We start from the raw sequence: 11451 nt of genomic DNA, 5'->3' as shown, positions 1-11451 counted from the left end.
TAAATGATTCCGAATATCGTGCGTATATCCGTTTGATTGTTCTTGCCATTTAACATCTCCTAAAAAGTTAGGTCGATGTGTCTACTTTTCTAAGGCAAGTCCAGTGTCCCGCTTGAATGATGGGTTGGGCGTTTATTGTTCATATGCCCTTTTACAGGTACTGATTGCGTTATTGTCACTGAAAGCTTCGCTATCTAGTGCCCAGCCACTTTTGTAAGGGGATTGGCTGTTTTTAATCTTTAACCACCTTTCGATTGTAGGTTTCTTTATGATTGAAAAAGCGCTGGGGTCGAATATGGGCAACCCACCCTCGACTGCTTTTCCAGCATACCAAGCGTGGGCGTAGTCAATCTCCCATTCAGCCAAAACATAAACTTCTGTTCCAACAGACAATTTTAAGTAATTGTTTTCAAAATCACCCACGACTTTAGCCACTCCAGGCTTTATAACAATATCAACAGCTTCAACCACGCTAACCTTTTCTTTGCGACTTAACTTTGCAACAACCTTTGATTTTTTTGATGTTGAGCTGTAAATAACTGAGGGTTGTTGCATTAAAACAGTAACAGGATTGAGACAGATATTCCAAAACTGCGGAACTGAGTAATTATTTTGAGGAGCATTACCCAGCGGAGCCGCACCAGTGATTAAGGGTATGAAAAGTAATAGTATTACCGTAAAAAATCTACGAATATCAATCGAGACCATTCTAGACGCCCAACAGTAATTATAGAGACCCATGGGTCTCTATATTAAGAATTGGATATTTGATATACATGGCTGGAATCCATTGCTCTTTCTTGGTTTTAATATTTATGCGTCTCCTTATTAAATTACTAATATAGAGACAGAGCGTTACTGTTTTAGTGATTGTAGACGATAGGATCAAACTTTCAACTTGTTCTGCGACATACAAATTTATCATCTCTCAGAAAAGCAAAAAGCCATGCTAAGCATGGCTTTTTAAACTTAGGCAAACTCACCAATTATTGCTTGGCATCTTCTGCTTTGTAATATTCCCGCACTGGTGTCATGTCAAAGTCTCTTGCCCATTTGATAATTTCATCCAGCGCTGGCGCGCCAATCTCGCCGACTTGTGCGTGTATGCCTGCGCGTTCACGTATCACGAGTAAGCCTGGAATCTGCTTCACCTCAAAATAATCTGAGATTTCAGGGTCGGTTTCGGTATTGACCATGCCAAACACGATATCAGGATTTTTTGCTGCCGCGGCCTCAAAGGTGGGCGTGAAGGCAACACAGGGGTCACACCAAGGCGCCCAGAAATCGACAATCACGAATGGGTTATTTTCGATGGTTTCTTTAAAGTTTGCTTTGGTCAGCGTAACGACTGCCATATGATCTCCAATCCGTTCAATTATATTTTTATCGCCAGCATTTTAGCAGAGGATGGCAGGCACGCTAACCGCTTTTGCTGCAATCGCGCAAAGTTTAAACAATGCTTTGGTCCCATTGCCCATTGAAAAACAGCTCATTGAGCGGTTTACGGCTACGCGCAGCAGTTTCACGCTCTTTGGTCTCACCTGTCAGACTTTCAACATCCGCCTGGTAGCCGACGGTGACCATGGCTAGAATCTGGTAGCGCTCAGGCACGTTGAAGGTCGCTCTGGCTTTGTCGGCATCAAAACCGCCCATCTGGTGCGCCATCAGGCCGAGGGCAGTGGCTTGCAGACACAGGTTTTCAGTAGCAGCGCCGGTATCGTATGGTGCCCATTTGTTGGGTTTGTCGTTATGGCTAAACAGGGTATCGGCACAAATCAGTAACAACACCGGTGCATTCACAGCCCAGCTCTGGTTGCCAGGCACCAGGCAGTCAAATGCTTCTTGCCAGGCTTGCAGGTTATCCGCCTTGTTGCAAACAACGTAGCGCCAGGGCTGATCGCCAAAGCAGGAAGGCGCCCAGCGGGCTGCTTCTAGCAGGCTGATGACTTGCTCTTGACTCACGCCTTGGCTGGCATCATAGGCGCGGCCACTCCAACGGTTGGCAATCAAATCGTGTATAGGCTGCTGGGTAATGGCTGGCTTTTGCATGGTGAAATCCTCACAGTTGTTTTTTCAATTGATAAAGTAACTCTAGCGCCTGCTTCGGTGTCAGGTCGTCAGGCTGTATGCGTTCCAATTCTGCGACCACCGGATGGGCAGGCGGTTCCTCGGGGGGCACGGCACTGGCAAACAAATCATTTTGCGGTGTCGCTGCAATGGTCTGGTTTTCGAGTTGTTGCAATTTGCGTTTAGCCAATTGCACCACCGATTTGGGAATGCCGGCCAGTTGCGCCACCTGTATACCATAGCTCATGGTCGCGGCGCCCTCTTCAACTTTATGCAAAAAGACGATGCCCTGACCATGCTCAACGGCGTCCAGATGGACGTTGGCGGCATGCTTGGCTTCATCGACAATGCGCGTCAGCTCAAAATAATGGGTGGCAAACAGAGTCAGTGACTTGTTTTTTTCGAGCAGTTGTTTGGCCACCGCCCAAGCCAGGCTCAAGCCATCAAAGGTACTGGTTCCGCGGCCGATTTCATCCAGTAATACCAGGCTGTTTGCGGTGGCATTATTCAGGATATTCGCCGTCTCCGTCATTTCGACCATAAACGTGGAGCGGCCACCTGCCAAATCGTCAGAGGCGCCGATACGGGTAAAAATACGGTCTATCTCACCAATCATTGCGCTTTGGGCAGGCACAAAACTGCCGCAGTAGGCCAGCAACACAATCAAGGCCGTTTGCCGCATAAAGGTAGATTTACCGCCCATGTTGGGGCCGGTGATCAGCAATAACTGCCGATAGGGATTGAGCACGACATCGTTGGCTACATAGGGCTGCGCGATACTCTCGACCACCGGATGCCGCCCACCCTGGATATCCAGGCCATTCTCTGCGCGGAATTGCGGCTGCACATAATTGAGCGACCGTGCGCGCTCGGCAAAACAAGCCAGCACATCCAACGTTGCCACCGCGGTGGCAATACGCTGCAACTGCGAGATGTGCGGTAGCAAGGCTTCCAATACCTGTTCATACAGCATTTTTTCACGCGCCAGCGCACGCTCATTGGCGCTCAACACTTTATCCTCAAACGCTTTTAACTCAGGCGTGATAAAGCGCTCTACATTTTTCAAGGTCTGGCGGCGACGATATTCCGCGGGCGCACTTTCTGCCTGTAAGCGACTGATCTCAATGTAAAACCCATGCACGCTGTTGTATTCAACCTTGAGGTTAGTAATGCCGGTACGGGCTTTTTCAGCGGCCTCGAATTGCAACAGAAAATCGCCGTGATCGGTCTGGATCGCCCGCAGCTCATCCAGCTCTGCATCGTACCCCGTCGCAATCACACCACCCTCACGCAGCACGGCAGACGGCTCGGCTTGAATCGCCTGCACCAATATCTGCAAAGCCTCGGCAGGTACCTGCAATTCGGCGATCAGGCTCTGCAACAAGCCGGATTGTGTCCGCGGCAAGACGCTGACCAGCGCCGGCAACTGCAACAAGCTATCACGCAGGCCAGACAAATCGCGCGGTCTGGCAGATTTGAGCGCCACGCGGGCGGTCATGCGCTCAATGTCGCCCACCGGATGCAAGGCTTGTTGCAACGCGCTATCCAAAAACTGTTCAAATAACTCGGCGACTGCCAGATGCCGCTGCTGGATGGTCTGCTGGTTGCGCAAAGGATGATGCAACCAATGCCGCAACAAACGCGCACCCATGGCGGTTTGCGTCGAGTTCAGCAGCGAATACAAAGTGGGAGAAGTCTCACCGCGTATGGTGGTATCGATTTCCAGATTGCGCCGGGTGGCCGCATCGAGTTGCAGGTAATGATGGCTCTGCTCGACACGCAAGCCGACAATATGCGGCAAGGCCGTGCGCTGCGTATGTTTCACATACTCCAGCAAGGCCCCCGCCGCCGTCACTGCCGCGGGCATCTCGCCACAACCAAACCCGGCCAGGTCATGCGTATTGAATTGCTGGGTCAAACTGCGGTTGGCCGTTTCCAGGTCAAATTGCCAGGGGGCCAGCCGTTTTTTGGCGCAACGTGCATGCTGCAAGGCCTCAATATTATGATCTTCAGCCATCACCAGCTCAGCCGGGTGGATGCGCTCCAGCTCCTGCGGCCAGTGTCCTGGTGCAATTTCAGTCAAGACAAACTCGCCTGAGGCCAGATTGAGCCGTGCTAACCCCAATACACCCTCGCCCCGGGCTACGCAGAGCAAAGTGTTATCGCGGGTTTCATCCAGCAAGGCCGCATCCGTCAGTGTGCCCGGCGTCAGGATGCGCGTCACTTCGCGCGCCACCGGCCCTTTTGAGGTCGCCGGATCGCCCACCTGCTCGCAAATAGCCACTGCCTCGCCCATTTTTGCCAGCTTGGCCAGATACTGCTCGGCCGCATGGTAAGGCAAGCCTGCCATTTTGATCGGCTCGCCATTGCTGGCACCGCGGCGAGTTAAGGTAATCCCCAACAAACGGGCTGCCTTTTCTGCATCCTCAAAAAACAGTTCATAAAAGTCACCCATGCGGTAGAACAACAGCATATCGGGATACTGTGCTTTAAGCGTCAGGTATTGACGCATCATGGGGGTGTGGTTTTCGAAGGACATGCGGATAAATCAGTGCGAGTATGGGTTGAGTGAATAAGTGTGTTTAGCCTTGGCATCTTACAACAAAAGGATGCAGGATGATCATGTGTCCGGCCAGCGAGCATGACGAATACAACCGTGACCAATAGATCTATAAAAAAGCCATTGTTTCAAGCGAGGAGAACAACCTTGATGCGGGTTGTTGTGCCAGAAAAAAACAAACCCGGATTCAACTCCGGGTTTGTGACATGCCTGAACGCAATACAAAATTACAAAGTCGGCGTTTTAATCCGCTCGGTTAAATGCGGTGCAATCACCTGCAACATTTGGCTAAATACCTTAGGATTAGCCGCAACAATGTTTCCAGTACGCAACCAGCTCTCGTTGCCCTCAAAGTCGCCGACGATCCCGCCAGCTTCCTGCACTAATAAAGCGCCGGCAGCAATATCCCAGGGGGAGAGATTAATCTCGAAGAAACCATCACTGTAACCCGCGGCAACGTAAGCCAGGTCGAGTGCAGCCGAACCAGGGCGGCGCAAGCCAGAGGTTTTCTTGGCCATGTCGCGGAAAATGTTGATGTAGGTTTCCAGATAGCTAAAATCTTTGAATGGGAAGCCGGTAGAGAGCAAGGCTTCTTGCAGTTTTGCGCGCTGGGTGACGCGGATACGACGATTATTCAGGAAGGCGCCACTGCCCTTGGTGGCGGTAAACAGGTCGTTACGAACAGGGTCGTAAATGACGGCTTGCGTCAGCACGCCTTTTTCTTGCAAGGCAATCGAGATGCAATATGCCGGAAAGTTATGCAAAAAGTTGGTGGTGCCATCCAGCGGGTCAATGATCCAGATGCTATCGGACTCGCTATTGGATTTACCGCTCTCTTCCCCATAAAAGCCATGGGTGGGATACGCGTCCTTGAGCACGGCAATAATGGCTTGCTCGGCACCCCGGTCCACTTCACTGACGAAATCGTTAGTGTCTTTCTGCTCGATCTTGAGGGCGCCAATATCCATGGCGGCACGGTTAATGATTTTGCCAGCTTCACGCGCGGCGCGGATGGCGACATTCAGGGTTGGATGCATGCTGTGGGATTCTTGATTACACTGATAAAATGCTATTTTAGCTTTTTAAGCGCTGTGTCACAAACACAACGACCAAATATACGCATGTCTTCTACCTCTGAATCCCCCATTTTTAACAATATCCGCGTCGTGTTATGCCAAACCAGCCATCCTGGCAATATCGGTTCGACCGCGCGCGCCATGAAAACCATGGGCCTGAACCGGCTCTATCTGGTGCGCCCCAAGCACTTTCCCGATGGCGAAGCCAAGTCACTGGCCGTGAATGCAGGTGATGTGCTGGACCACGCCGTGGTGACACAAACCCTGGAAGAAGCGCTGGCTGATTGCCAGTTTGTGATTGGCGTGAGCGGCAAAGAGCGCTCGTTGTCGCAACAAGTGATGACCGTGCGTGAAGCAGCACAGGAAGTCAAAGCTGTCGCCAGCCATAGCGAGGTCGCGCTGGTGTTTGGCACCGAAATGAGCGGACTCAGCAACGCCGAAGCGGACCGCTGCCATGTGCTGGCTACGATTCCGGCCAATCCGGAATACACTTCGCTCAATCTGGCGCAAGCCGTGCAAGTGATGTGTTATGAAACCCGCATGGCCGTGACGACCGGTGAACTGCATTACCAGGAGAAACCGGTGGAACTGGCGACGCAGGAGGACCTGGAGCGTTTTTATGAGCACATGCGCGAAGTCCTGGAGCATATCGGCTATATCAATCCACGTGCACCGAAAAAACTGTTTGAGCGCTTGCGCCGCCTGTATGGCCGTACCCGGCTCGAAAAAGAGGAAGTGAACCTGTTGCGCGGGATTTTGACGCTCACGGTCAATCCCAAGAAACACAGCAAGTATTAGTGGCTGCGTTCACCACAAAGTATCAAGCAGAGCCGCAGATAAGCAGGCAAAAGCCGATTTGTTTTTTTATTGGCGGTTAATATTGTGGTGCCCCATGTGCCGTCAAATCGCCGCCAACCCAATCTTCGCCCGCGCATCATTGCAAACGACCGAGCCTGCTTCAAACTCGCGGCAGGTGCTCGAGCGCAAGGCATAAATACTGCACCCGACTGACTGCCCGACCTGCCCTTGCAACGCGACGCAACGAACCGGCTTGATCTCGGTGCCCTGCATGCAAACATAGGTCTCATTGACTTTTTTCGTCATGGCGGCCGGCACCGTCCCCAGTGGATGCGCGTCAGTCTCAGCCCAGTAAAACGAGACGCGAAAACTGGCACAACAGGCACCGCAGGATTGGCAATGATCTGACATTCAACACGAATTTCTAATAAACACGCTCACTATTTTAACGACTTTCCCTTCTTTCGCCACAACGCCCACACCAGGCAAAGAAAACAAAAACGTGTGTTTCATGGGTTTTCTCTGTAATGTTTTTGCCCTCTGTGGCTAACCATCCCTCCCAACCAACAACCCGGCAAGCGCAAGCCACGACTTGTGGCATAATGCGCGCATGTTCAAACATCTTAAAGAAGATATTTCGATTGTGTTTGACCGTGACCCGGCCGCACGGACACATTTCGAGATTCTGACCACCTACCCTGGCGTCCACGCGCTGATTTTGCATCGCTTCAGTCACTGGTTATGGAGCCACCGGCTCTATTGGCTGGGACGCGCGTTGTCGCATCTTGGCCGCTGGCTGACCGGCATCGAGATTCATCCCGGCGCCACCATTGGTCGGCGCGTGTTTATTGATCATGGCATGGGCGTGGTAATTGGTGAAACAGCCATTATTGGCGATGACTGCACCCTCTACCATGGCGTCACCTTGGGTGGCACCAGCTGGAACAAGGGCAAACGTCATCCGACACTGGAATCTGGCGTTGTGATAGGCGCAGGGGCTAAAGTGTTGGGGCCCATCACCGTCGGCAAGAACGCCAAAATCGGCTCCAATGCCGTGGTGGTCAAAGACGTCCCTGAAAACGCCACTGCGGTAGGGATTCCGGCACGTATCCTCGAGGAGGAAAAAGCCAAGCAACGCCATGATGTCGCACAGAAAATGGGGTTCAACGCCTATGCGGTGGGCAATGATGAGAATGACCCGATGATCAAGGCGATCAACGGCTTGCTCGATCATGCACACAAGCAAGAAGCAGAAATTGCAGAGCTGAAGGCGCAAGTCGCCAGGCTCAATGATGTGGAAAACGACAGCAATGTCGGTGAGGCGTTTGCCAAAAAGCCGGAATAAAGGCAGCGAACAGGCCTTTCCAGCCTGACCTCGGGCCCGCATTGAGGCCTTGATTAGATGGATAAAAACAGACTGAACTTTTACAGCATAATAATTGACTAAAACAGTAGGTTATTCTATAATTCAATACTGTTTTTAAAGGTCATCTCAAGATGCGATTAACTACCAAAGGTCGTTTTGCCGTTACCGCCATGTTGGATATCGCGCTCTATGAAGCGGATAAACCAGTGACATTGGCCGGCATCAGTGAGCGCCAAAGCATTTCATTATCTTACCTTGAACAGTTATTCAGTCGCCTGCGCAAACAAGGCCTGGTTTCCAGCGTGCGCGGTCCCGGCGGTGGTTACCGTATTGCTAAAGCGCATCATGAGATTTCCGTCTCTGACATTATCACTGCCGTAGATGAGCAAATTGACGCGACCCAATGTGGTGGCAACGAGAATTGCCATGACGAAGGCCGCTGCATGACGCATGAGCTATGGGCTTCTTTAAACAGCAAAATTCTGGACTACCTGTCAGGCGTCACACTGGCCGACATGGTAGACATGCAACGCAACAAATCTACAGGCCAGGTGATTTTTGCCCCGCGAAAATGTGGCTCAGAAGCCAGCATTGCAGCTTAAGGCCGGGCATCAAGGCACGCCAAGTCCATGACCACCGCATTCTTTGACCACAACAGCACCACCGCACTGAAACCGCAAGTGCTGGACGCCATGTTGCCGTGGCTGGGGCAAGCGTGTGGCAATCCGACCAGTCGGCATGTGTTTGGGCGCAATGCGCGCGATGCCATGGAACTGGCCAGAGCACAGATTGCCGAATGTGTGGGGGTGCAACCGTCGCAAGTGGTCTTTACCTCCGGTGGTACCGAAGCCAATAATTTTGCCATTAAAGGCATGGCGGCCAACTTGAGTGCCTCGCAATTATTGATCAGTGCTATTGAACATCCCTGTGTCACCAAACCGGCGCAGTCGCTGGCGTGGCATGACTGGAAAGTGGCAACGCTGCCGGTCACGGCCGAAGGCACGCTGGACCTGCAGCAAGCCGAACAAGCGCTGAACACATCGACAGGCTTGGTATCTTGCATGTTGGCGAATAACGAAACAGGTGCCTTACAGCCGGTCGCTGAATTGGCAACGCTGGCAAAAGCGCGTGGCGCGCTGATCCATACCGATGCCGTACAAGCCTTTGGCAAGGTGCCTGTCGATTTTACGTCTTTGGGCGTGCATGCGATGACGATTTCCAGCCATAAAATCGGTGGTCCGGTTGGCGTCGGTGCACTGATTCTGGACAAACGGGTGGACATTGCCCCTTTGCTGCACGGCGGGGGGCAAGAAAAAGGCTTGCGTAGCGGCACCGAGAACGTCGCCGGCATAGTCGGCTTTGCACACGCCTGCCAGCTTGCCATGCAAACGCTGCAAAGCCGCAGCCAGGCGACCCAAGCCTTGCGGTCTCAGCTTGAAGCCGGATTGCAGCGTCTGGGCGCGGTGATCTTTGCAGCGAATGCAACACGTCTGCCCAATACGAGTTTTTTTGCCATCCCCAATATTGAGGGTGAGACCTTGGTCACCGCGCTGGATAAAGCCGGATTTGCTGTCGCCAGCGGCTCCGCCTGCTCCAGTGACAGTACTGAGCCCAGTCATGTCCTGCTGGCCATGGAGATAGAACCTGACCTTGCGCGCGGTGCGGTACGCGTGAGTGTGAGCGACAGTAACACCGCCGAAGAAATCAGCGAATTTTTAGCCGCGTTGCAGAAAGAAGTGCAGCGTCTCAAAGGGTTAAGTGCCATCGCGGCATAAGTATTTTATGGAAAGAGCATTGAAATATGTCTGAAAGAAAGCCGATCTATCTGGATTATTCTGCGACCACCCCTGTGGATCCTCGTGTTGCACAAAAGATGATCCCTTACCTGACCGAGGATTTTGGTAACCCGGCCTCGCGTAGCCATCCTTACGGCTGGACAGCCGAGCAGGCGGTTGAGCATGCACGTGAAGAAGTTGCCAAGCTGGTGAATGCGGATCCACGCGAAATCGTCTGGACTTCAGGTGCGACCGAGTCCAACAACTTGGCGATTAAAGGCGCTGCGCATTTTTATGCTGCCAGCAAAGGCAAACACATCATTACCTCGGCCACCGAGCACAAAGCCGTGCTGGACACCGTGCGTGAACTGGAGCGCGAGGGCTATGAAGCCACGTATTTGCAACCAGAAGCCGACGGCCTGATTTCACTGGAAAAATTCAAGGCAGCCATTCGCCCGGATACCGTGCTGGCGTCCATCATGCTGGTGAATAACGAAATCGGCGTGATTCAGGATATCGAAGCGCTGGGCAATGTCTGCCGTGCCAATAACGTGATCTTTCATGTGGATGCCGCACAAGCCACCGGCAAAGTGACGATAGACCTGGAAAAACTGCCTGTGGATTTGATGAGCTTTTCTGCGCACAAAACCTATGGCCCTAAAGGGATTGGTGCCTTGTATGTCCGCCGTAAACCACGCATCCGCATTGAAGCGCAGATGCATGGCGGCGGTCACGAGCGTGGCATGCGGTCCGGGACGCTGGCCACCCACCAAATCGTGGGCATGGGCGAGGCTTTCCGCATTGCGCGTGAAGAAATGGCGAGCGAGAACGAACGTATCCGCATGTTGCGTGACCGTCTACTAAACGGTTTGCTGCAAATTGAAGAAACTTACGTCAATGGGGATCTTGATCACCGCGTCCCGCACAATCTGAATGTGAGCTTCAACTTTGTAGAAGGTGAATCGCTGATTATGGCAATCAAGGATATCGCCGTCTCCTCCGGCTCTGCCTGTACCTCGGCCAGCCTGGAACCAAGCTATGTCTTGCGCGCCTTGGGCCGCTCTGACGAGTTGGCTCACAGCTCCATCCGTTTCAGCATTGGCCGCTTTACCACTGAAGCCGATGTGGATTACACGATAGATTTGTTGAAGAGCAAGATTGGAAAACTGCGTGAACTGTCCCCATTATGGGAGATGTTCAAGGATGGGATTGATTTGTCCAAAGTTGAATGGGCAGAGCATTAATGTGATCTTTCATCGCCTGGCGGCGTCGTCGACATGCTTGTTTAAATTAAACTAAACGGCCCATGCCTCCGCCTTGCCAGACAATGAAATCTGCAATTTTTATTCATTAAAGAAATATTTTAATAATTAAAACGCGAAAATCAGCCTGAGTACCGCGATTTAATTGATAGGAGCAAGAGCATGGCTTATTCAGATAAAGTTTTAGACCACTACGAAAATCCACGTAATGTGGGTTCTATGGACAAAAACGACCCGAATGTCGGCACCGGCATGGTCGGTGCGCCCGCTTGCGGCGACGTGATGAAATTGCAGATCAAGGTCAATGATGCGGGCGTGATTGAAGACGCCAAATTCAAGACCTATGGCTGTGGCTCTGCCATTGCCTCGAGCTCCTTGGTGACAGAATGGCTCAAGGGCAAAACCCTGGATCAGGCGCAAGAGATCAAGAACTCTGCGATTGCGGAAGAGTTGGCGTTACCGCCAGTGAAAATTCACTGCTCAGTGCTGGCCGAAGATGCGATCAAATCCGCGATTGCCGATTTGAAATCCAAGCAAGGCGCGTAAT

12 protein-coding genes are annotated in these 11451 nt (G+C 52.1%); 6 read left to right on the top strand and 6 right to left on the bottom strand.

The window, feature by feature from the left end:
* Window positions 1-132 precede the first annotated feature (132 nt).
* The 5 genes from ACFQ1T_RS13960 to ACFQ1T_RS13940 all read right to left on the bottom strand — a co-directional run bounded on the left by ACFQ1T_RS13960 (window position 133) and on the right by ACFQ1T_RS13940 (window position 5664).
* The gene (locus ACFQ1T_RS13960) at window positions 133-708 is read right to left on the bottom strand and encodes a hypothetical protein (protein WP_275356821.1); all 576 of its coding nucleotides are present in this window, start codon (window positions 706-708) and stop codon (window positions 133-135) included.
* Window positions 709-986: 278 nt separating this feature from the next.
* Window positions 987-1355, bottom strand: a complete 369-nt coding sequence (locus ACFQ1T_RS13955; RefSeq protein ID WP_275356822.1) for a thioredoxin family protein — start codon at window positions 1353-1355, stop codon at window positions 987-989.
* Window positions 1356-1449: 94 nt separating this feature from the next.
* Entirely contained in the window at window positions 1450-2049 is a 600-nt protein-coding gene (locus tag ACFQ1T_RS13950) for a nitroreductase family protein (RefSeq protein WP_275356823.1), read from the bottom strand.
* Between the two features lie 10 nt (window positions 2050-2059).
* A complete protein-coding gene (gene mutS, locus ACFQ1T_RS13945; protein ID WP_379077858.1) occupies window positions 2060-4606 on the bottom strand; it encodes a DNA mismatch repair protein MutS in 2547 nt (848 codons plus the stop codon).
* A gap of 248 nt (window positions 4607-4854) precedes the next feature.
* The gene (locus ACFQ1T_RS13940; RefSeq protein ID WP_194747009.1) at window positions 4855-5664 is read right to left on the bottom strand and encodes an inositol monophosphatase family protein; all 810 of its coding nucleotides are present in this window, start codon (window positions 5662-5664) and stop codon (window positions 4855-4857) included.
* A gap of 84 nt (window positions 5665-5748) precedes the next feature.
* Between ACFQ1T_RS13940 and ACFQ1T_RS13935 the strand changes: the two genes are divergently transcribed.
* Window positions 5749-6501: an RNA methyltransferase gene (locus ACFQ1T_RS13935; RefSeq protein WP_313984174.1), complete on the top strand. Its 753-nt coding sequence runs from the start codon at window positions 5749-5751 to the stop codon at window positions 6499-6501.
* A 102-nt stretch (window positions 6502-6603) separates the two neighbouring features.
* Here the strand turns inward: ACFQ1T_RS13935 and ACFQ1T_RS13930 are convergent, their stop codons facing one another.
* Window positions 6604-6912, bottom strand: a complete 309-nt coding sequence (locus tag ACFQ1T_RS13930) for a YkgJ family cysteine cluster protein (protein WP_379077854.1) — start codon at window positions 6910-6912, stop codon at window positions 6604-6606.
* A gap of 199 nt (window positions 6913-7111) precedes the next feature.
* On the opposite strand from ACFQ1T_RS13930, the gene cysE reads away from it, so the two are divergent.
* The 5 genes from cysE to iscU all read left to right on the top strand — a co-directional run bounded on the left by cysE (window position 7112) and on the right by iscU (window position 11450).
* Window positions 7112-7846, top strand: a complete 735-nt coding sequence (gene cysE, locus ACFQ1T_RS13925; RefSeq protein ID WP_275356828.1) for a serine O-acetyltransferase — start codon at window positions 7112-7114, stop codon at window positions 7844-7846.
* A 152-nt stretch (window positions 7847-7998) separates the two neighbouring features.
* Window positions 7999-8469 carry a Fe-S cluster assembly transcriptional regulator IscR gene (gene iscR / locus ACFQ1T_RS13920; RefSeq protein ID WP_379077851.1) on the top strand — a complete coding sequence of 157 codons (471 nt, stop codon included), beginning with the start codon at window positions 7999-8001 and terminating at the stop codon, window positions 8467-8469.
* Window positions 8470-8496: 27 nt separating this feature from the next.
* Window positions 8497-9642, top strand: a complete 1146-nt coding sequence (locus ACFQ1T_RS13915; RefSeq protein ID WP_379077848.1) for a cysteine desulfurase family protein — start codon at window positions 8497-8499, stop codon at window positions 9640-9642.
* A gap of 26 nt (window positions 9643-9668) precedes the next feature.
* On the top strand, window positions 9669-10886 hold the full coding sequence (locus ACFQ1T_RS13910; RefSeq protein ID WP_379077845.1) for an IscS subfamily cysteine desulfurase: 1218 nt from the start codon (window positions 9669-9671) through the stop codon (window positions 10884-10886).
* A 180-nt stretch (window positions 10887-11066) separates the two neighbouring features.
* A complete protein-coding gene (gene iscU, locus ACFQ1T_RS13905) occupies window positions 11067-11450 on the top strand; it encodes a Fe-S cluster assembly scaffold IscU (RefSeq protein WP_194747016.1) in 384 nt (127 codons plus the stop codon).
* The last annotated feature ends 1 nt before the right edge of the window (window position 11451 follow it).

It is taken from the genome of Methylophilus glucosoxydans, assembly GCF_042676145.1.
GTDB classification, from domain to species: domain Bacteria; phylum Pseudomonadota; class Gammaproteobacteria; order Burkholderiales; family Methylophilaceae; genus Methylophilus; species Methylophilus glucosoxydans.
Note: the sequence above shows the minus strand (reverse complement) of the source record. Positions and strands in the feature narration are given on the sequence as shown.